Genomic DNA, 19,139 nt, shown 5'->3' with positions numbered 1-19,139 from the left:
GGGCCGGGCGGGCGTATCCGCGGGCGGCCGCTGCTGCTCCGAGGCCTCCGGTCGCGCCGGGAACTCACCCGAGGGACGCACCCGATCCGAGGGCTCCGGCCGTCCCGGAAAACCCGCGGGAGGCTGCATGTCGGGGACTGAGGCGTGGCGGCCCGCGGCCTCCGCGGAAGGGCGCGGCGCGGCCGGTGGCTCGCCTCTCGGCGGGCGCGGTGCCTGCGCGGGCCCGGCGTTCGGTGGGGGAGCCGCGCCCGGACGCTCGGCCCTCGGCGCCAGAGTCCCATCCGGCGGATCTGCCTTCGGCGGGCGGAGCGGGGCCGGCGCTTCCGTCTGGGTGCGGGGGCGTGCCGGGGCCGGTGCGGCCGGGCCGGGGGCCTGCGGCGGTGCGGCACGGCGCGGTACGCGGTTCGCCGGCGGGGCCGGTGGGCGTCGCTGCACAGGAGGTTCCGGGCGCGGCTCCGCGGGCGCCGGGCGCCTTGCCGCGGGCGGTATGGACGGATGCTGGTCCTTGACCCCGCGTTCGTGCGAGCTGGTCCTGCTCGCGTCGAAGGAGGGGCGGATGCCGGTGTGCTGGGCCAGCACGTCCGAAACGCTGATACCGCCATGGGTGTCGATCGAGCGGCGACGACGAGCGCGCGGCGTACCGCCACTGCCACGGGAGCCGGGGCCTGCGGCGTGATCGTCTGGCACCCGGTCTCCTCTCGTCATCACAAGGGCGGGATCGACCGCCACAGGGTTGATCGCCTGGATGGCGAGCATCGTTATCGTACGGATACTCGCCGTCTATGACGACACCCTCCCGCGAATTTTTTTTACGTAGAGTGCGAGAACTGGCGCGCGCAGCGACAAAGCGGGTGAACGGTATGGCAACAAAAAGGGGAATGGCCCACTAATGGCTACGGACAGTACTCAATAAGCCTTACGCGATCGTGTTCGCGATAGGCAACCCGGTTGCGGCCGGCGTGTTTCGCGGCGTAAAGGAGATGGTCGGCCTCCAGCACCTGCCGACGGCCACCGGGGGACTCCCCCGCTTCGTACGCCAGGCCCACGCTGATGGTCACCGAAAGCCCAGGACACACCCGCCGACCACGGGTAGTTCGCGATCTGCGTGCGTGCCCGTTCAGCGACCTCGACGGCGGCTTCCGGTTGAACCGCCGGCAACACGAGCATGAACTCCTCGCCACCGTAGCGTGCGCAGAAACCGTCGTGTGGGAGGCCTTCCCGCAACAGCGTGGCGACACATCTGAGCACCTGATCGCCAACGAGGTGACCGAACGTGTCGTTCACGTTCTTGAACAAATCGATGTCCACCAGTGCGACGGCCAATGGTGTCGCCGCCTCGGCGAGCCGCCGGTCGAGATAACGCCGGTTGTAGACCGCCGTGAGGGCGTCCCGCAGACTCTCCTCCCGCGCCTGCGCCCGTTCGCGGCGCAGGCGGTCCACTTCCTGACGGAACTGCTCGGGCACCGGCGGCTCCTGTGCCCGGGCGAGATCCAGCGCGGTACGCAGGTGCTCGTACGCCCGCCGCCAGTCGCCGCGCGCGGCGAGCACCGCCGCCATGGCCTCGTGCAGGCCGGCCTGGTCGGGCGCTGCCTGCTCGGTCGGCACCGTGTCCACCTCCGTCACGCAGTTCATGTCGTCTACTTGGACGCGCGGCTTGAGCGATCGATACAAGCAAACGCGAATATCGCTCAACCGGACGACGACAGGTTGCTCTGCGTATTCAAAACGGAAATGATCTCCACACCCGCGCCAGTTGTGACCAACACGGGCCGCGACGTCACAGAATCCTTGTGACACAAGGAAGTTCAGTGCATCAACGGGTGCGTTGAGCGCAAAGGGACACGTTTCGGAAATAAGAAATCAATAACTCTGGGTGGCGGTCAAAAACCGTCGTAATAGTGGATCTACGGCACCGCCGCGATCCGGCCGGACGAACCCGGCGGCGGTTCGAGGTTGAACTGGTGTTTCTGGCCGAATGGCGCCTCACCCTGGCCATTCGACCGATCAGCGCGACCGGGTGGCGGCCATAACGTCGAGGCATGACGACAACACAGGTCAACGCGCTGGAAGCGGGACTGGGAGTGTTCCTCGCCCTGTGGGCGGTCGTGCTGGTACCGCAGCTGGTGCTGCACACGGTGCGGTACGGGCGGATCGTGGTGCCGAAGGTGGCCGCGACCGGCGCGTTGCTGTGTTACTTCTGTCTGGCGCTGGCCGTGGTGCTGCTGCCGCTGCCCGGTCCGAACACGCGCCCCCTGTCCCAAGGCATCCAGCTCGTGCCGTTCCAGTGGATCGACGACGTGCGGCGCGAACTGGGCGGCGCGTCACCGGTGCATGCGTTCACCACGCCCGCGTTCGAGCAGATGGCGCTGAACGTGCTGCTGTTCGTGCCGCTGGGGATGTTCGCGCGGCTGCTGTGGAAGCGCGGATTCGCCGGGACCGTGCTGCTCGGGTTCGCCTGCTCGCTGTTGATCGAAATGACCCAGCTGACCGCGAACTGGGGCACGGCGCCGCTGCAGTACCGGATCTTCGATGTGGACGACCTCGGCACGAACACCACAGGTGCCGCACTCGGCTGGATCGCCGGTGCGCTGCTGCTGACCCTGCGCGCTTCAGCGCGAACCGGTTCGGAACCGGTTCGCGAGCGGGTCGACCTCGCCAAGGCGCGCTAATCGCGCGGCGCGGCTGGCTGCCGCCCGCCGTGCGGCTCGTCGGTCTTCCCAAGCCACCGTGACAGTGGCCGCAGCGAAGATCAGCGCTACGAGCCCGAGAACAAGTGCGATCTCCACGCCGCCTCCCTTGGCGTCGTGCTTGTGTGGCAGATCACACAGAGTACTCCCGCAGTGCGATCTACGCCACTTTTCGGGCAGCGAACCGTGCTTGGCCGGAGGAACACCAGGTCGCGAAGGTGAGACCCGCTGCTCTACCGCGCGGGCAGGACACAGAATTCGTTGCCTTCGGGGTCGGCGAGAACGACCCACGGGAACTCGGGTTCGTCCGCGAGCCGTGTCGCGCCCAGCGAGATCAGGCGGTGCACCTCGTCCTGCTGGCCGCCCTCGGTGGGGGCCAGGTCCAGGTGCAGGCGGTTCTTCACCGTCTTGCCCTCGGGTACCGGCTGGAACAGCAGCATCGGTTCGCCGCGCGCGCCTTCGATCTCCACGTACTCGACGCGGTTGACGTCGCGCCAGCGTCTGGTGACCCGGTAGCCGAGCGCGCCGCACCAGAACGTGGCCAGCGCGTCGGCGTCGTGGCAGTCGATGGCGATGGCTAGGATCCGGCTGTTCATGACTTCCTTTCGTCCCACCAAGGACCAGCTCGTGGCCGCGCACGGCACGACCATCCCGGACGTGATCGCGCCGGGATTACGCGTGCTGTTCTGTGGCATCAACCCCGGCCTCTACTCGGGCGCCACCGGTTACCACTTCGCCCGGCCCGGTAACCGGTTCTGGCCCGCGCTACACGCCGGCGGATTCACCCCACGACGCCTCGAACCGTCGGAGCAGAACGAGATTCTCGGCTACGGGCTCGGCATCACGAACCTCGTCGCACGGGCCACGGCACGCGCCGACGAGCTGACCTCGGAGGAACTGCGCGAAGGTGGCCGGAAACTGCGGCGGAAGGTCCTGCGCTACCGCCCCCGCTGCCTCGCCGTGGTCGGCATCACCGCGTACCGAACGGCGTTCAACTGTCCGAAAGCGACAGTCGGCGAGCAGGAGGAGCGGATCGGCGCCACAATGGTCTGGGTGGTGCCCAATCCGAGCGGGCTCAATGCCCATTGGACGCCGCAGACCCTCGCCGAGGAATTTGCTCGACTGCGAGCAAGTGTCTACTCAGAGTAGTGCTTTATCGATATTGAACTCTGCCGGGTGAACCCGCGTCACGCCAAGCGGTCTAAGCACTCCCACAATGGACGAGTGTTGATGCCTGGCCGGTTCCAGCAGGGGGGACCGGGTTGATTGTCGTCCGCGCTCGGTGGGTCACCGCGGGAGGGACTCACCGGCACAACGGCAAGCCAGGCTCGACCATGCCGAGACGGAGTCGTGATGACGCGCAGTAACGAGCCCGGCAGGGCACCGCAGGGCTCGCCCCCCGTCCGAAGCCTCGGCGTCGCCGCGGTCGATCCGGTTCCGTTCACGCGCGAGGGACTGTCCTCCATCGTGCAGCGCACACCCGGGCTGCACTGGGCGGGCCACGCCGGCAACCCGCACGCGGCGCTGCAGCTGGCCGAGCAGGTCCACCCCGACGTGATCCTGCTCGACTCGGGCCTGGACCCGCACGGTCATCTGACGAAACTGCTGGTCGCGGGCGATCCGGCACTGCTGGTCGTCGTCATGGTGCGCGAGGCGCACAAGAACCCGGCCTACCTTCAGTCCGCGATGCTCGCCGGTGCGCACGGGGCGCTGCCGCGCAACGCGGAGGCCCGCCGGCTCATCGAGACCATCCGCCGCGCCCACCTCGACCGCCGCTTTCTCGACCCCGCGCTGGCCCCGCTCGCGGCACCCCAGCGGCAGGGCCTGCGGGGCGGCGACAGCCTGGTTTCGGCCCGCCGCCCACGCATGCCGCTGTCCCGTCGCGAGTACCAGGTGTTACAGCTGGTAGCCGAAGGTCTGGAGAACGCGGCGATCGCGAAGCTGCTCTACCTGTCGGTGGAGACCGTGCGAACACATGTCAAGAGCATCCTGCGCAAGCTGTCCGCACGCGACCGAACACACGCAGTGACGATCGCGTTCCGCAACGGCATCCTCATCGCGCAGCCCGAGGACACCCCCGAACGTGGGACGCCAGGTCAGGCGTCCACGCCGCCGTCGGGCATGGCCGAGTACCGCGCACGCTGACGAAGGATCTTTCCATCACAGAGGGCTGATTTTCCTTGCCGTGGTTACCGGCAGGTAATATCCTGAAGTTACCGGCCAGTAGGGAAACAGTCATGCGCCCAGCCGGAACCGATGAACAAACGGAGTAACGACATGGGCCACTACAAGAGCAATGTCCGAGACCTCGAGTTCAACCTGTTCGAGGTGCTCGGCGTCCAGAACCGCCTCGGCAAGGGCGTACTGGCGGAGTCCGACGAGGACACCGCCCGCGGTGTGCTGACTGAGCTGAACAACCTGGCCGTCGGCCCGCTCGCCGAATCGTTCGCCGACGCGGACCGCAACCCCCCGGTCTACGACCCCAAGACTTTCTCCGCGACGCTGCCGGAGTCGTTCAAGAAGAGCTACCAGCAGCTGTGGGACGGCGAGTGGTGGCGGCTCGGCCTCACCAACGACCTCGGCGGCTTCGGTCTGCCCCCGACGGTGCAGTGGGCCGCCTCCGAGCTGATCCTGGGCGCCAACCCGGCGCTGTTCATGTACATGGCAGGCCCGAACTTCGCCATGATCGTGGACAAGAACGGCACCGAGGAGCAGAAGCACTGGGCGCGGATCATGATCGACCGCGCGTGGGGCGCCACCATGGTGCTCACCGAGCCGGACGCCGGTTCGGACGTGGGCGCCGGCCGCACCAAGGCGGTCAAGCAGGAGGACGGCTCCTGGCACCTCGACGGCGTAAAGCGGTTCATCACCTCCGCCGACCAGGACATGACCGAGAACATCATGCACCTGGTGCTGGCCCGTCCCGAGGGTCCGGGCATCGAGAGCAAGCCGGGCACCAAGGGCCTGTCGCTGTTCCTCGTGCCGAAGTTCCACTTCGACTCCGAGACCGGTGAGCTGGGCGAGCGCAACGGCGCCTTCGTCACCAACGTCGAGCACAAGATGGGCCTCAAGGTCTCCACCACGTGTGAGCTGACCTTCGGCCAGCACGGCACCCCGGCCAAGGGCTGGCTGCTCGGCGAGGTGCACGACGGCATCGCGCAGATGTTCCAGGTCATCGAGTACGCGCGGATGATGGTCGGCACCAAGGCCATCGCGACGCTGTCGACCGGTTACCTCAACGCGCTCGAGTACGCCAAGGAGCGCGTGCAGGGTGCGGACCTGACCCAGATGACGGACAAGACCGCCCCGCGGGTCACCATCACCCACCACCCGGACGTGCGCCGCTCGCTGATGCTGCAGAAGGCCTATGCCGAGGGGCTACGCGCGGTGTACCTCTACACCGCGTCGTTCCAGGACCAGGTGTGGACGCAGGAGGGCGACGAGGAGTCGCTGAAGCTGGCCGAGCGGGTCAACGACCTGCTGCTGCCGATCGTCAAGGGTGTCGGCTCCGAGCGCGCCACCGAGCAGCTCGTGCAGTCGCTGCAGACCCTGGGCGGCTCCGGCTTCCTGCAGGACTACCCGATCGAGCAGTACATCCGCGACGCGAAGATCGACTCCCTGTACGAGGGCACCACGGCCATCCAGTCGCAGGACTTCTTCTTCCGCAAGATCGTCCGCGACAAGGGCCGGGGGCTCGCGTTCGTGGCGGGCGAGATCACCAAGTTCATCGAGTCCGAGGCAGGCAACGGCAGGCTCAAGAACGAGCGTCAGCTGCTCAAGCAGGCCCTGGAGGACGTGCAGGGCATGCTCGGCTCGATGATCGGCGACCTGACCTCCTCGCAGGAGGACGTCAGGAACCTGTACAAGGTCGGCCAGCACACCGTGCGGCTGCTGCTGTCCACCGGTGACCTGCTCGTCGGCTGGCAGCTGCTGCGCCAGGCGGAGGTCGCGCTGACCAGGCTCGACGGCGCCTCGGCCAAGGACAAGGCGTTCTACGAGGGCAAGATCGCCGTGGCCTCGTTCTTCGCCAAGACCGTGCTGCCCGAGCTGACCTCGCGGCGCGCGATCGTGGAGGCCGCGGACAACGACCTCATGGAGGTCTCCGAAGCCGCCTTCTGATCCTCCCGGTTCCCCGCAGCGAAGGCCCCTTCGTCACCCGACGAGGGGGCCTTCGTGTTGTTCAGGACCAGGACGGATAGGCGGGCGCGACCTCGTCGTAGCGCTCCTGCCAGGCGGGCAGCGGACCACCGGCGAGGTGCGCGGCCAGCCGGTCGAGGAACGCGTGCGTGCCGGGGATGAAGCCCTTGGCGTTGCGCGCGGACAGACCACGGTGGGTGAAGGTCAGCAGCGTGCCGTCGCCGTCCTCGGTCAGCTCGTAGCGGACCACGCTCTCATCGACGATGCGCTGGTTCCACTCGTGCTCGAAGACAGCGGTCAGGGGAGAGCGCAGCTCCGTTGAGGATGGTGAACGACGGGCGGGGGGCTCCCAGATCAGGATCCGGCCGGTCATGCGCTTGGCCTCGGGCGGCGCGGGCGGGTCGTCGGGCAGCATCTCGATCGTGCCGCCCTCGCGGGCCTCCAGGGTGGTCTGCCCGAACCAGGATTTGCGCCGGCCGGGATCGGTGATCGCGGCCCATACGGTTTCGATGGGATACGGCAGGCGGCGCCGGAACGTCATCGTGGCGCGGTCGCCGTCCATCGTCAGTTCGCCGAGGTCGGTCATTTCGGGAGCTCCTTGAGGTGCGCTTCCAGTGCGTCGAGGTGGCGCGGCCAGTAGCGGCGGTACCGGCTGATCCAGTCGTCGATCTCGACAAGACCGTCCGCGCGCAGCGCGTAGATGCGGCGTTGCCCGTCCGGCCGGACCTCGACGAGGCCGACCTCGCGGAGGATGCGCAGATGCCGGGACACGGCGGGCTGGGTGAGGCCGGGCAGGCTCGCCACGAGCTCGCCCGCGGCCCGCTCACCGTCGGCGAGCAGGTCCAGCAGCGCACGGCGGTTCGGCTCGGCCACGGCTTCGAACACGTCCACGCAGCCAATATAACAACAGGCGTATATACATTCAAGCAAATATAGCCCGCTGTGGTTTGGTCAGGAGGCGAAGCGGTATTCCTAGGACGCCAGCGACATAAGGAGTTTCGATGACCATCACCGGAATCATCACGGCGATCATCGTTGGTCTGATCATCGGTGCGCTCGGGCGACTCGTCGCACCGGGTAAGCAAAGCATCCCGATCTGGCTGACGATTCTCGTCGGTATCGTGGCCGCCTTCATCGGTACGGCCATCGCGCGCGGTCTCGGCTACGCGAACACACCGGGGTTCGACTGGCTCGAACTCCTGACCCAGGTGGTCATCGCGGCCATCGGTGTTTCGCTGGTCGGCGGCGCATACGGCAGGCGCCACCTACACAGGTAGACCAACCGGCAGGGCGCAGGGCGGGGAAAGTCCGAAAGGGCTTTCCCCGCCCTGTTTTCTACTGCCGGAACGCGGCGCAGGACACCGCGATGTAGGACTTCTGCGGTGCCCGCCAGGCGACCTCGGCCCAGCGGTTGTCGGTCACCGACTTGTTGTCACCGTCGACGCAGGTGTACACGCCTCCCGTGACGTACGGGCCACACGGCGTGTCCCCCGCGTGCGTGCAAGTGGTGTAGTTGTCGCAGGTAAGAGTGGTCAGCAGGGTGGACCCGACGTCGGTCCCCGCCCGCACGTTGAGCTTGCACTCGTTCATCGGTGACGCGTGCACCAGCGCCGGTTCGGGCTCGGCCGCGTTCGCCGTCGCGGGCAGGGTCAGTACCGCTCCCGCCACACTCGCGCAGACGAGGAAGATCCTGGCAGGCGACCACGTTCTCACTACGACAACCTCCATACAGAGAGTTACAAGCGACAACCGAGGGTATCGAGCTCGACCATCGGCGGCTACCACCGCCTCACGAGGCAACAGGCACGCTTCTCTAGCAGAAGATCAGCGGCTGCGGTGCATAGTGGACGGTCCTGGTGTCCCGCCGGACCTCGGCGCCGGACGCCGTGTCGTAGACCACCCGCGTGTCCGTCGCCGTGAAACCGGGCTCGCCCATCGTGGGCCGGCATCCCGGCGGCTGCTGCTGGATCGGCGGTGGGGTGAGGTCCTGGCGGGGACCGCTGTCGCTTTCGACGCGGTACTGCTTGGTGCCCCACAGCCGCACCGTGACCGACGATCCCGAGGAGATCGCCTGGATCGCGACGCCGCTGGTGAGGTTGTTGGTGAACCGCAGGTCCGCCATGGATCCGTCGTCGCGGACCGCCACCGCGTCGCGGGCGGGCGGATACCGGTCCAGATAAGAGGAATGGTCGGTGTGCCCGGCGTCGGTGAGCCCGGCGAAGTACTCCGCGTTGTACAGCGTGGTGGCGAACTGTGAGGAGCCGCCACCCTGCACGATCGGGCCGGTGCCGTCCTCGTTGACCGGTGCCGCGACGAATCCGGAGCCGAACGAGCCGACCCGGTCGGCGAGGCTGAACGTCTCGCCCGGTTTGACCAGCGCGCCGTTCACCTTGGCCGCCATCGCCCGCACGTTGTCCGCGTCGGGCCCGGACAGGCCGTCGGTGGTGAACTCGCCGACGACCTCCTTCACACCGAGCGCGTTCGCGTCGTCGGTGCTCAGCTTGGGTCTGGCGCCCTGGTAGCGCACCGGCAGATCGCGGCCGTCCGGTTTGACGAGCACGTCCATCAGCGGTTTGAACGTATCGTTCCAGTCGATCTTGCTCGCGTCCTCGGACGGCACCACGGTCGGCGCACCCGTGTCGAACACGATCTGCGCGTCCTTGCCCGGCTTCTCGGTGCTCGCCAGCTTCGGCTGCAGGGAGTGCTGCAGCTTGTCCGGCGCCAGCTGCACCTCCAGCGCTCCGCCGTCGTGCGCGACGAACCGCATCGCGGCGGCGATCGCGGGCGGATCGAGCGTGGTGTCCACTCCGTTGCCGTGTACGTGCACGGGCTTCGCGATCGCGGGCTCGACCAGCCGGTCGAGCGCGGTGCGCACGCCTTGCGAGGTGGCCTTGACCGGGGTGAACGTCATGGGCAGCGGCACGCCGGTTTTGTCCAGCCAGCGTGCCTTGAGCAGGTTCGCCGCGCCGTGGACGTCGGTGAGTGTCTGGCCCGCGCGAGGCTCGACGGCGTACGCGGTGACCGCGCCGCCCTCGGTGTCGAATCCGATGCTGCCCTCGGTCGGCGGGTGGTTGAGCCGCTCCGCGGCCAGCTTGGCCACCGCCTGATTCAGCTCGTCGGCGTCGCTCGTGGTCACCACATCCACGTTGCGGGTGGTGAAGAAGGACGTGATCCGGGCGATCGGGTCGAGCGGCTGATGCCCGGCGTTCGCGAGTGTGGTCGCCCAGTCGAGGCCGAGACCGGACTCGACCGGATCCAGTGTCGCCCTGGCATCCCCGGCGGTCACCGGTACCGGCACGGTCAGCCTCGGTTCCAGTTCCCTGCGCAGCTTGCTTTCGGCGTCGGCGCGGCTCATACCGCCGACGTCGACTCCCGCCACCATCACGCCACGCGGCACGTGACCCGCGCTGAGCACGAGATCGACCGTGTAGAGCAGGACACCGGCCGCGAGCACCCCGCCGGTGACCAGCAGGACGCGACCGAGAAAGCGCTTACCCGGTGACTGGCGGCGACGCCGGGCCCTGCCGGTGTCCAGTAGCTCGCCGACGAGTGCGTCCTCGGGGTCGAGCGGTTCGGCGTCGAGGAACTCGGTGGACGGAGGCGGCCCGATGATGCGCTGCGTCGGTGGGTCGGCGTCGCCGTCCCAGCTCGGCCAGTAGTGGTCGTCTCGCACCGCGCCCTCCCCGCGAAGCTACAGATACAACCCCGTGCCGTGCTCCGTGCGCTCGGTCGCGACGGCGTGGATGTCACGCTCGCGCATGACGAGGTACGCCTCGCCCTGGACCTCGACCTCCAACTGATCGTCCGGGTTGAACAGAACGCGATCGGAGACCTTCACGTTGCGCACATTACTGCCTACACCGAGTACATCGCCCCACGCGAGCCGACGCGCCACTTGCGCCGTCGCGGGAATCACGATGCCACCCGTGCTGCGGCGCTCGCCCTCCTCCGGGGACAGCCGCACCAACACCCGGTCGTGCAGCATCTGGATCTCTAGCTTCGCGCCTGGGCCAGGCACGCTGTTGCCATCCGACACCTGAGTAATGCTACGCACCCGATCGGGCGGCCACCGGGTGACGCCGGGGTGCCAGTTCGAAGTCCTCGCGCCGGGTCCGGCCCTCACGGATCAGCAGCCGGCGGACCGTGGAGTGCTGACCGGGTGCGGAAATCACAAGGTCGACGAACTGTTCGGACAGTCCGGCCAGCGCGTAGGAACCGTCCGCGTCGGAGACGGTACGCACCAGCTGATTGCCCCTGCCGTCGGTGACGGTGACGGCCGCTCCCGGCAGACCGTCACCCTCGAGGGTGCGGACCGTTCCGGTGACGACCGGTTCGAGACCGCCGAAGTGCCTCGCACGCGCGGGCAGCGCCGTCGGCCGCGGCATCTCGAACGTCGGGTCCTCCACCGGCGGCTCCTCGACCACCTCTTCCTGGCCGGACTCCTTCTTGCGCAGCCACAACGCGTGCCCGGCGACGAGCAGCACACCCACCAGGACCCAGGCGCACAGCACGAGGATCGGCCGCGTGATGCCGGCGCCGTTGAAGTAGAAGATCCCGCGAAGCGCCTCGATCAGGTTTCCCATGGGGAAGTAGGGATGAAGCGCGCGGAAGAAGCCGGGCACCATCTGGATCGGGATCGCGCCTCCGCTGGAGGGCATGCTCAACAGCACGAACAGCCCCATCGCCACGCCGGGGAAGAACTGCTTCGCGAACGGCACCAGGCCGAACGACGTCAGCGAGATCCCTTGCGTGAGCAGGAAAGCCAGCAGCATCGCGATCGGCTTGTCGGGGATGACGTGCAACGCGAAGCCGCCGTAGAAGCCGACCACGCTGATCAGCGCGCCGAACCCGACGAGGGTGAGCACCTTCGCACGGCGGCTCAGCGTGACCGCGCGCAGCAGCATCATCACGATGATGTAGCTCGGGATGTTCCAGGCCAGCACCAGGTAGAACATGCCGGTGCCCATGCCGTCGCCGCTCGCGGTAGGTGCGAGATCGGTGGTGGTGAGCGTGCCGCCGAGCTGTGCCGCGATGGGCGTGAACGTCTGGCTCAGCACCGATTCGAGCATGTAGCCGTCGGCCTTGGCCAGGTACAGCGCGGGGTGCCCCGGCGTGGCGTCGAAAGCGGCCGTCGCCGCGCGGTCGAGCACCGCCTGGCGAGCCGCGTCACCGGTCGCGACCGGCTCGACGTCGAACGCGCCGGGGCCGGCCTTCTCCAGCGCCGCCTCGATGCGCGCGGCGGCGGCCGGATCGGACACCGCGACCTCGATGTGATGCGGCTTCGGGGCGTGGAACGCGAGCAGGTAGCAGAACAGGAACCCGCACACGAAAAAAAGCGGAAACCACAGGGTCTCCGCAAGTGTGCGTGCGATCGATTGCTTCGGCTCTTCTTCCACCCCTTGATCCGCCATATCTTCCAACGTACGCGCTTTTTGCAGTCGCTGCAAATATGCAGTACTGTAACTAACGTGACACCGAGTGGACTGCGGGAACGGAAGAAAGAGGCGACGCGGGAGGCGCTGCGCCACGCCGCGATCACGCTCTCGCGCGAGCGTGGTCCGCAGGCGGTCACGGTGGAGGACATCTGCGCGCAGGCCGGGGTTTCGCCGCGCACGTTCTTCAACTACTTCGAGAGCAAGGACGAGGCGATCCTGGCGATCGACGTCAGCGCACCCGTGGTGCTGCGGCTGATTCTCGACCGGCCCGCCGAGGAGGATCCGCTGGCTGCGGTGCGGAACGTGTTCGCGCAGCGGTACGCGGAGATCGCCACGAGCGCGACCTTCCGCGAACGCACGCTGCTGATCCGCGAGCATCCCGAACTGGTGCCCCGCCTCACGCACACCAACCGTGCCTTCGAGGAGGCGATGGTCGAGGGCATCGCGATCCGCACCGGCCTGTCACCGGACGACGTCTACGTCCGTACGACGGCGGCGGCCGCCTTCGCCGCGAGCCGCGCCGCCCTCACGTGCTGGCAGCCCGATTCCGGCCCGAGCCTGGTGACGTTGCTGCACCAGGCGATGGACGTGGTCGAACGCGGGCTTACGCCACCCCGGCCAGAATGAGTTTCAGGCTCGCGGGGCCCTCGCTGTCCAGCCGCACCGGCACGCCCCAGTCCTGGCGAGTCACCCGGCACACCGGGTTTTCGGCGGCCTCGTCGCACGTCGCGGCCTGCGCGACGATCTGCAGCACACCCTCGGTCGCGCCGTCCGCGAGCTTGATCGTGCGGGTCAGTTCGGTGCCGGTGCCCCCGCCCTCGGCCAGCAGCTCGGGCGGTGACGCGCTGATCTCCAGCCGCGCCGAGTTGAGCTTCTCGCCGGGCGGCGGCGTGAACACCACCGCCAGCTCGACCGCGCCGGGAGCCAGCACACTCGACGGACGGCGCACCTCGTGCGCGTCCCCGGCGACCTGCCGGCCGCCGGACAGCGGCAGCGCGCGCAGCCGGTTGGCCGCGGACTCGACCACGAGCAGCGAATCGTCGGTGACCAGCAGGCCGGACGGCTCGGCGAAATCCTCGGCGAGGGTGCTGACCGCGCGGGTTTCCGGGTCGTAGCGGCGGATCGCGCCGTTGTAGGTGTCGGCGATCGCGATCGAGCCGTCGGGCAGCACCGCGACCCCGAGCGGATGCTGCAGCAGCGCCTCCTCGGCGTCCCCGTCGCGATGCCCGAAGGAGAACAGGTCGGTGCCCACCGCGGTGTGCGCCTCGCCGTCCTCGATCCACCGCAGCGCGGAAGTCTCGGCGTCGACGAGCCACAACCGCTTGCCCTGCACGGCGAGCCCGGAGGTCTGGGCGAAGAAGACCTCGTCGAGCACGCCGTCCCGCAGGCCCTCGACGGTGGTCCCGGCGAACCGGGAAACGGTGCCGTCGACGGGATCGAACGCGCTGAGCGTGTGGTTGCCCGCCATCGCGACGATCGCGCGGTCCTGCCACCACACCACGTCCCACGGGCTGGTCAGATCGACTTCGCGGGCCTTGCCCCCGGTCTCGCCGTCGCGCCACTGGTCGCCCGTACCGGCCACAGTGGACACTTCGCCGGTCACCAGGTCGATACCGCGCAGCAGATGCCCGGCGGTGTCGGCGACGAGCAGGTGATAGCCGGCGCGATCGGCGACCTCGGCGGGCAGCAACGCCAGCCCGGACGGCTCGGCGAACGTGGCGACGTCGAACGCGCCGTCGGCCGATCCGCGCTCGCCGCTGCCGAACCGGCGGATCACGGTCTCCCCGTCGGAGGCGAACTCGACGACGGAGTGGTGCGCGGTGTCCGCGACGAGAACGCGGCCCTCGGTGGTGACCACGGCCTTGCTCGGGAAGCTCAGCTCGGCGGGCTGCTCCTCGACCGGCACGTACGGGCTTCCGCCGCGGCGCAGCGTCCCCTTGGCCTCGTGCGTGGTGACCAGTTCGGCGATGACGCGGCGCAGTGCCTCGGCGTGCCCCTCACCGGCGGCGACGTGCACGACGTAGCCCTCCGGATCGACGATCACCAGGGTCGGCCACGCCTTGACCGCGTACTGCCCCCACGTAGTCAGCTCGGGATCGTTGAGCACCGGATGGTGCACGCCGTAGCGGCGCACCGCCGCCTCGATCGCGCCGTCCTCACCCTCGTGCAGGAACTTCGGCGAGTGCACGCCGATGGTCACCAGTACGTCGGCGAACTCCCGCTCGAGTGGGCGCAGTTCGTCGAGAACGTGCAGGCAGTTGATGCAGCCGGAGGTCCAGAAGTCCAACAGCACGATCCTGCCGCGCAGCTCGGCGAGCCGGACCTGCTTGCCGCCGGTGTTGAGCCACGTCCGGCCCGACAGTTCGGGCGCGCGCACGCGGGCCTGCCGTTGTACGGAAGTCACGTCGTGGATCAACGAGCGGTTGTTGGCGAGTTGTTCCCCACGTCCGGCATGTGAAACTTCACACCGCGGGCTCGCGGAACGGGTCGTGCTCGGCCAGCATCTTCTCCAGCCGCGCCTGATCCACGCGGCTGATCAGCGTGTTGTCGTCCTGGCGGTCGCGGACACATTTGGCGAGGGTGAACGCGGACGTCACGGTGTAGAGCATGCCGAGTGCGAGGAAGGCCCGGACCCAGCCGTTGACCGGCAGGAACACGATTCCGGCGGTGACCGCAACGAGCGCGATCCCGAAGGAGATCGCGGCCTGCGCGAAGAAGGCGCCTGTCGTCGGTTTCGTCATGCTCCTACGGTGACGGGACGGCCTCGCCGTTGTCTTGAGTAGGCCTACTCAGTTTGCTCCGCTTCACGTAGCGCTGCGGCAGTTCGGTCGCCACCAGCGCGCCGATCAGGACATACCGCACCACCACGGGCGATGACATCAGCCGCCCGCGGGCCGCCCGGGAGCAAATTGCCAAGATCACGCGTTGTATGGGTATGGCTGTGGTGATCCTGCTCTATGTGGTTGCCGAGGTGGCCGCCGTCTGGGCGGTGAGCTCGGCCGTCGGTGTTCTGGGCACGCTCGGGCTGCTCGTCGCCGGCGCGTTTCTCGGTTCGTGGCTGGCCAGGCGCGAGGGCGCCCGCGCGGCGCGCGCTTTCATGACCACCGCGCGGTCCGGCCGCTCGCCGGTCAACGAGGTCACCGACGGCATGCTGATCGGGCTCGGCGGGCTGCTGATCATGGTGCCCGGGTTCCTCAGTGACATCGCGGGGCTGCTCATGCTGCTGCCGCCGACGCGAGGCGTGATCCGGCGCGCGTGGGTGCGCCGCGCGGAGCGCCGCATGGCGATGGCGGGCCAGAGCCGCGTGATCGTGGTGGACAGCGAGGTCGTGCCGGACGACAAGAGCCACCCGGTGATCGAGGGCCGCTAAGCGGGCTTCGGGATGTCGAAGTAGCTGGAAAGCCGCACGGCGGGGGCGTACTCGCCCTTGACCTTGACCTTGCCGGTCACGAACATCGTCGCCACCGCCGCGTTTCCGGTCGCGATTCGGAAAAAATCCTCCGCGGCCACGGTGATTGTGGTATCTGGATCACGGCCGAGGTCCACACCGGATACGCACAATCCGCCTTCGATCACTGTCTGGAAACGGTCGAAACCGTCGTCGCCATCCCCGCCGGTAAAGCGCCAGTTGACCACGCAGGTCGCGTATCGCGCCTTTTCCGGAAGGAAATGGTCCGACATCCGGCGGAATATCTCCTCGAGAAACACCCGGCGCAGCTCCGGATGCGCCGCGAGCGCCCTGAGCTGCTCCTTCGACGCCTTCGCGACCACGTAGACGAGCGTCTCCGTGGACAGTCCGCGCAATTCCACGCCGGCCTCGGCGGTGCCCAGCATATGCAACGTTTCGAGCACCCTGACGAACTGGTCGGCGCTCAGTTTCGCCAGGTCGAGTCGGCGCGCCAGTGCGTCGATGACTTCCGAAGACACGAATCGGATTCTACCCGGTGAGGTAGCGTTTCCGTGTGACCGACGAAGTGCAGCCCCCACCCCCGCGATCACGGCGCCTGCCACGAGCAGTCCGTGAGCGGCAGATCCTCGACGCGGCGGTGGAAGTCTTTTCCCGGCACGGTTACCACTCGGCGTCGATGGACGAGGTGTCCGACGTCGCCGGGGTGTCCAAGCCGATGATCTACTCCTACCTCGGGGCCAAAGAGGACCTGTTCGCCAAGTGCATCCGGCGCGAGGCCAACCGCCTGCTGGAGGCCGTGCGCCTCGGCGTGCGCTCCGAACTGCCGCCGGACATGCAGTTGTGGCACGGGCTGCGCGCGTTCTACCGCTTCGTCGCCGAGTATCGCGACTCGTGGACGGTGTTGCACCGGCAGGCACTCACCGTCGGCGGGCAGTTCGCGGGGGAGATCAACCTGTTGCGCAGCAAGGCGATCGACATGGTCGCCGCGCTCGTCGTCACCGCGGGCACGAAGAAAGGGCTCGGCGAACTCGCCGAGTTCTCCGGGCCCGCCCTGGCCGTCGCGCTGGTGGGCGCCGCCGAATCGCTGGCGGACTGGTGGCTGGACCATTCCGACGTGTCCGATGGTGTGGTGGCCTCCTGGCTGATGAACCTCGTCTGGCTGGGGTTCAACGACCTCGTCGAGGGCCAGGTGTGGCGGCCGTCGAGCTGATCGTGCCCTCCAGGTGCGGCTTGGGTTTCTTCGCGTTCCACAGCTCGAAGGCCCAGCCGGTTTCCGTCTGCCACGACGTGAACGCGACCTTCGCCGGCAGCAGCACCGGCAGTTTGAACCGCACGTCCACGGTGTAGGGCGTCTCGGGCAGTCTGCCTTCGAACGCCGCCAGCGCGCGGGCCTTCGTCCACATGCCGTGCGCGATCGCCGACGGGAACCCGAACAGCTTCGCGGTCAGCGGGTGCAGGTGGATCGGGTTGCGGTCGCCGGAGACCTCGGCGTAGCGGCGGCCGATGTCCTCGGGTACCCGCCAGATCGCGTTCGGCGACGGCGCGGCCAGTTGCCTGCCCGGCTTGGATTCCCCGCTGCCGCCACCCCTGCGCAGGTACGTCGACACCTCCGACCACACCACGTCGTCCGAAATGGACAGTTCGCTGACGACGTCGAACTGGCGGCCCTTTTCGTGCGGACGCAGGTTTTCCGCGCGCACCCGCATCGAGAAGGTGTCGCCGAGCCGCACCGGCCGGTGTGTGGTGATCCGGTTCGCGACGTGCACCATGCCCAGCAACGGGAACGGGAAGTCCTGCTGCGTCATCAGCGCCATCTGCAACGGGAACGCGAGCATGTGCGGATAGGTCGCGGGCAGCTCGTCGGAGAGCCGGAAGCCGCAGACCTGGTTGTAGGCGGCCAGATGCGCCGGGTCGATCCCGATTCCGGTGCGCAGGTACTCGGTGTCCGGCAGCTCCTTGGCGCCACCGCTCTGGGGCAGCAGCGCCTTGGCGTACAGCGGTGCCAGTTTCGGCGCCGCGTGCAGTTCCTTCGTCGTCGACATCACGCCCCCAGCAGAGCCTGCCCGCACACGCGGACCACGTTGCCGTTGACCGCAGCGGAGGCCGGATTCGCGTACCAGGCAATGGTTTCCGCGACGTCCACCGGAAGGCCGCCTTGCCCGAGGCTGGACAGCCGCCGCCCGGCCTCGCGGATGAACAGCGGCACCGCGGCGGTCATCTTCGTCTCGATGAAGCCCGGCGCGACCGCGTTGATCGTCGCGCCGTACTTGGCGGCCTTCGGTGCGGTGTCGTTGACCATGCCGATCACGCCCGCCTTGCTGGTGGCGTAGTTGGTCTGGCCGACGTTGCCCGCGATCCCGGCGATCGAAGAGACGCCGATGATGCGCCCGTTCTTGTTGAGCACCTTGTCCTTCAGCAGCTTGTCGTTGATCGCGAGCTGCGCGACGAGGTTGACGGTGAGCACCGCGTCCCAGCCCGCCTGCTTGAGGTTGCCGAGGGTCTTGTCTCGGGTGATACCGGCGTTGTGCACGACGACGTCGACGCCGCCGTGCCGTTCGGAGAGATAGGTCGCGAGTTTCTGCGGCGCGTCCTCGGCGGTGATGTCGAGCTGCAGGGCCGAACCGCCGATCTTGTTGGCGACCTCGGACAGCTCACCGCCCTGCGCGGGAATGTCGAGGACCACCACGTGCGCGCCGTCGCGGGCGAAGACCTCGGCGATAGCCGCGCCGATGCCCCGGGAGGCGCCGGTGACCAGCGCGACCTTGCCCTCCAGCGGCTTCTCCCAGCTCGCCGGCTTCGGCACGTCGGGGATGCCCTCGGTGCCGACCCGGATCACCTGCGCGTCGACGAACGCCGACTTCGCGGACAGCACGAAGCGCAGCGTCGACTCGGCCGCCTCCTCGGCGCCGGAGGCGACGTAGACCAGCTGGGCGGTCGCGCCGCGCTTGAGTTCCTTGCCCACCGAACGCACGAAACCCTCGAGTGCCCGCTGCGCGATGCGCTCCTTGCCGTCGAGCTTCTCCGGCGGCGTGCCCAGCACGACGACCCGTCCGCACGCGCCGACCTTGCGGATCACCGGGTGGAAGAACGCGTACATCTCACGCAGCTGGGCCGGATCGGTGATGCCGGTGGCGTCGAAGACGAGCGCGCCGTAGCGCTGGTCGGGGACCTCGCTGGTGAGCACCTCGATCCCGGCGTCGGCCAGCTGCGTGCGCACCACCTTTTCGAGTCGCCCACCGGGCGCGGCGCCCAGAAGTGCGGGACCATCGAGAGCGGGCTGGCCGGGGCGGTAGCGGCGCAGCGTGACGGGGTTCGGCAGGCCGAGCTTGGGCACCAGGAACTTCCCCACGGGGGTCTTGGTGAACTGTTGATACCGGTCGGCCATCACGCCCTCCTTGTGTCGCTCACAAGCCTAACCTACTCGCGAGTAGGTTACACTCTGGATTGAGTTCCACCACCTGAGCGGGAGGA

20 protein-coding genes and 1 pseudogene are annotated in these 19,139 nt (G+C 68.3%); 8 read left to right on the top strand and 13 right to left on the bottom strand.

Features of this window, described 5'->3' with window-relative positions:
* Positions 1 to 893: 893 nt before the first annotated feature.
* Positions 894 to 1,632: pseudogene (locus HFP15_RS37330) on the bottom strand (GGDEF domain-containing protein).
* 407 nt (positions 1,633 to 2,039) lie between these two features.
* Between HFP15_RS37330 and HFP15_RS37325 the strand changes: the two are divergent.
* Positions 2,040 to 2,669, top strand: a complete 630-nt coding sequence (locus HFP15_RS37325; RefSeq protein WP_168522435.1) for a VanZ family protein — start codon at positions 2,040 to 2,042, stop codon at positions 2,667 to 2,669.
* Between the two features lie 251 nt (positions 2,670 to 2,920).
* Here HFP15_RS37325 and HFP15_RS37320 read toward each other — a convergent pair whose 3' ends face one another.
* Positions 2,921 to 3,283, bottom strand: a complete 363-nt coding sequence (locus HFP15_RS37320; RefSeq protein ID WP_168522433.1) for a VOC family protein — start codon at positions 3,281 to 3,283, stop codon at positions 2,921 to 2,923.
* On the opposite strand from HFP15_RS37320, the gene mug reads away from it, so the two are divergent.
* From mug to HFP15_RS37305, 3 genes are all read left to right on the top strand, one after another.
* Entirely contained in the window at positions 3,282 to 3,836 is a 555-nt protein-coding gene (mug, locus tag HFP15_RS37315; RefSeq protein ID WP_168522431.1) for a G/U mismatch-specific DNA glycosylase, read from the top strand. The two genes, HFP15_RS37320 and mug, sit on opposite strands and share 2 nt — an antisense overlap.
* A 204-nt stretch (positions 3,837 to 4,040) precedes the next feature.
* Positions 4,041 to 4,832 (top strand): LuxR C-terminal-related transcriptional regulator, encoded by a 792-nt coding sequence (locus HFP15_RS37310; protein WP_168522429.1) that lies wholly within the window; start codon positions 4,041 to 4,043, stop codon positions 4,830 to 4,832.
* A 132-nt stretch (positions 4,833 to 4,964) separates the two neighbouring features.
* A complete protein-coding gene (locus HFP15_RS37305) occupies positions 4,965 to 6,806 on the top strand; it encodes an acyl-CoA dehydrogenase (protein WP_168522449.1) in 1,842 nt (613 codons plus the stop codon).
* Between the two features lie 61 nt (positions 6,807 to 6,867).
* Here HFP15_RS37305 and HFP15_RS37300 read toward each other — a convergent pair whose 3' ends face one another.
* On the bottom strand, positions 6,868 to 7,410 hold the full coding sequence (locus HFP15_RS37300; protein ID WP_168522427.1) for an SRPBCC family protein: 543 nt from the start codon (positions 7,408 to 7,410) through the stop codon (positions 6,868 to 6,870).
* Entirely contained in the window at positions 7,407 to 7,715 is a 309-nt protein-coding gene (locus tag HFP15_RS37295; RefSeq protein ID WP_168522425.1) for an ArsR/SmtB family transcription factor, read from the bottom strand. The genes HFP15_RS37300 and HFP15_RS37295 overlap by 4 nt, the downstream gene beginning before the upstream one ends.
* A 110-nt stretch (positions 7,716 to 7,825) precedes the next feature.
* Here HFP15_RS37295 and HFP15_RS37290 point away from each other — a divergent pair, with 110 nt between their 5' ends.
* A complete protein-coding gene (locus HFP15_RS37290; RefSeq protein WP_168522423.1) occupies positions 7,826 to 8,101 on the top strand; it encodes a GlsB/YeaQ/YmgE family stress response membrane protein in 276 nt (91 codons plus the stop codon).
* Positions 8,102 to 8,159: 58 nt separating this feature from the next.
* On the opposite strand, the gene HFP15_RS37285 is transcribed toward HFP15_RS37290, so the two are convergent.
* The 4 genes from HFP15_RS37285 to HFP15_RS37270 form a co-directional block, all read right to left on the bottom strand.
* Entirely contained in the window at positions 8,160 to 8,537 is a 378-nt protein-coding gene (locus HFP15_RS37285) for a hypothetical protein (RefSeq protein WP_312871936.1), read from the bottom strand.
* Between the two features lie 100 nt (positions 8,538 to 8,637).
* On the bottom strand, positions 8,638 to 10,497 hold the full coding sequence (locus HFP15_RS44065; protein ID WP_168522419.1) for a VanW family protein: 1,860 nt from the start codon (positions 10,495 to 10,497) through the stop codon (positions 8,638 to 8,640).
* 18 nt (positions 10,498 to 10,515) lie between these two features.
* On the bottom strand, positions 10,516 to 10,809 hold the full coding sequence (locus HFP15_RS37275) for a GroES family chaperonin (RefSeq protein WP_168522447.1): 294 nt from the start codon (positions 10,807 to 10,809) through the stop codon (positions 10,516 to 10,518).
* A gap of 61 nt (positions 10,810 to 10,870) precedes the next feature.
* Positions 10,871 to 12,235 carry a carboxypeptidase regulatory-like domain-containing protein gene (locus tag HFP15_RS37270; protein WP_168522417.1) on the bottom strand — a complete coding sequence of 455 codons (1,365 nt, stop codon included), beginning with the start codon at positions 12,233 to 12,235 and terminating at the stop codon, positions 10,871 to 10,873.
* A 57-nt stretch (positions 12,236 to 12,292) separates the two neighbouring features.
* Between HFP15_RS37270 and HFP15_RS37265 the strand changes: the two genes are divergently transcribed.
* Positions 12,293 to 12,886 carry a TetR/AcrR family transcriptional regulator gene (locus HFP15_RS37265; RefSeq protein ID WP_168522415.1) on the top strand — a complete coding sequence of 198 codons (594 nt, stop codon included), beginning with the start codon at positions 12,293 to 12,295 and terminating at the stop codon, positions 12,884 to 12,886.
* Here the strand turns inward: HFP15_RS37265 and HFP15_RS37260 are convergent.
* Entirely contained in the window at positions 12,864 to 14,636 is a 1,773-nt protein-coding gene (locus HFP15_RS37260) for an NHL domain-containing thioredoxin family protein (RefSeq protein WP_168522445.1), read from the bottom strand. The genes HFP15_RS37265 and HFP15_RS37260 overlap by 23 nt on opposite strands.
* Positions 14,637 to 14,721: 85 nt before the next feature.
* On the bottom strand, positions 14,722 to 15,000 hold the full coding sequence (locus tag HFP15_RS37255; protein WP_168522413.1) for a YiaA/YiaB family inner membrane protein: 279 nt from the start codon (positions 14,998 to 15,000) through the stop codon (positions 14,722 to 14,724).
* Positions 15,001 to 15,194: 194 nt separating this feature from the next.
* On the opposite strand from HFP15_RS37255, the gene HFP15_RS37250 reads away from it, so the two are divergent.
* Entirely contained in the window at positions 15,195 to 15,629 is a 435-nt protein-coding gene (locus HFP15_RS37250) for an FxsA family protein (RefSeq protein WP_168522411.1), read from the top strand.
* Here HFP15_RS37250 and HFP15_RS37245 read toward each other — a convergent pair.
* Positions 15,626 to 16,186, bottom strand: coding sequence for an SCP2 sterol-binding domain-containing protein (locus HFP15_RS37245; protein ID WP_312871933.1), 561 nt, complete (start codon positions 16,184 to 16,186; stop codon positions 15,626 to 15,628). The genes HFP15_RS37250 and HFP15_RS37245 overlap by 4 nt on opposite strands.
* A 35-nt stretch (positions 16,187 to 16,221) precedes the next feature.
* Between HFP15_RS37245 and HFP15_RS37240 the strand changes: the two genes are divergently transcribed.
* A complete protein-coding gene (locus HFP15_RS37240) occupies positions 16,222 to 16,878 on the top strand; it encodes a TetR/AcrR family transcriptional regulator (protein ID WP_168522409.1) in 657 nt (218 codons plus the stop codon).
* Here the strand turns inward: HFP15_RS37240 and HFP15_RS37235 are convergent.
* Positions 16,835 to 17,710 carry a MaoC/PaaZ C-terminal domain-containing protein gene (locus tag HFP15_RS37235; RefSeq protein WP_168522441.1) on the bottom strand — a complete coding sequence of 292 codons (876 nt, stop codon included), beginning with the start codon at positions 17,708 to 17,710 and terminating at the stop codon, positions 16,835 to 16,837. The two genes, HFP15_RS37240 and HFP15_RS37235, sit on opposite strands and share 44 nt — an antisense overlap.
* Positions 17,710 to 19,053, bottom strand: a complete 1,344-nt coding sequence (locus HFP15_RS37230) for a 3-oxoacyl-ACP reductase (RefSeq protein WP_168522407.1) — start codon at positions 19,051 to 19,053, stop codon at positions 17,710 to 17,712. The genes HFP15_RS37235 and HFP15_RS37230 overlap by 1 nt, the downstream gene beginning before the upstream one ends.
* Between the last annotated feature and the right edge of the window lie 86 nt (positions 19,054 to 19,139).

The organism is Amycolatopsis acididurans, assembly GCF_012328925.1.
Taxonomy (GTDB): Bacteria; Actinomycetota; Actinomycetes; order Mycobacteriales; family Pseudonocardiaceae; genus Amycolatopsis_E; species Amycolatopsis_E acididurans.
The sequence above is the reverse complement of the archived record's forward strand: the minus strand, read 5'-3'. Positions and strand labels throughout refer to the sequence as shown.

What these genes read in the sequence shown, in the direction of transcription:
- HFP15_RS37310 (WP_168522429.1), top strand. Translation starts at nt 4,041, where the DNA reads ATGACGCGCAGTAACGAGCCCGGCAGGGCACCGCAGGGCTCGCCCCCC.
- HFP15_RS37275 (WP_168522447.1), bottom strand. Translation starts at nt 10,809, where the DNA reads ATGCTGCACGACCGGGTGTTGGTGCGGCTGTCCCCGGAGGAGGGCGAG.
- HFP15_RS37235 (WP_168522441.1), bottom strand. Translation starts at nt 17,710, where the DNA reads ATGTCGACGACGAAGGAACTGCACGCGGCGCCGAAACTGGCACCGCTG.
- HFP15_RS37270 (WP_168522417.1), bottom strand. Translation starts at nt 12,235, where the DNA reads ATGGCGGATCAAGGGGTGGAAGAAGAGCCGAAGCAATCGATCGCACGC.
- HFP15_RS37290 (WP_168522423.1), top strand. Translation starts at nt 7,826, where the DNA reads ATGACCATCACCGGAATCATCACGGCGATCATCGTTGGTCTGATCATC.
- HFP15_RS37230 (WP_168522407.1), bottom strand. Translation starts at nt 19,053, where the DNA reads ATGGCCGACCGGTATCAACAGTTCACCAAGACCCCCGTGGGGAAGTTC.
- HFP15_RS37325 (WP_168522435.1), top strand. Translation starts at nt 2,040, where the DNA reads ATGACGACAACACAGGTCAACGCGCTGGAAGCGGGACTGGGAGTGTTC.
- HFP15_RS37320 (WP_168522433.1), bottom strand. Translation starts at nt 3,283, where the DNA reads ATGAACAGCCGGATCCTAGCCATCGCCATCGACTGCCACGACGCCGAC.
- HFP15_RS37255 (WP_168522413.1), bottom strand. Translation starts at nt 15,000, where the DNA reads ATGACGAAACCGACGACAGGCGCCTTCTTCGCGCAGGCCGCGATCTCC.
- HFP15_RS37300 (WP_168522427.1), bottom strand. Translation starts at nt 7,410, where the DNA reads ATGACCGACCTCGGCGAACTGACGATGGACGGCGACCGCGCCACGATG.
- HFP15_RS37250 (WP_168522411.1), top strand. Translation starts at nt 15,195, where the DNA reads ATGGCTGTGGTGATCCTGCTCTATGTGGTTGCCGAGGTGGCCGCCGTC.
- mug (WP_168522431.1), top strand. Translation starts at nt 3,282, where the DNA reads ATGACTTCCTTTCGTCCCACCAAGGACCAGCTCGTGGCCGCGCACGGC.
- HFP15_RS37305 (WP_168522449.1), top strand. Translation starts at nt 4,965, where the DNA reads ATGGGCCACTACAAGAGCAATGTCCGAGACCTCGAGTTCAACCTGTTC.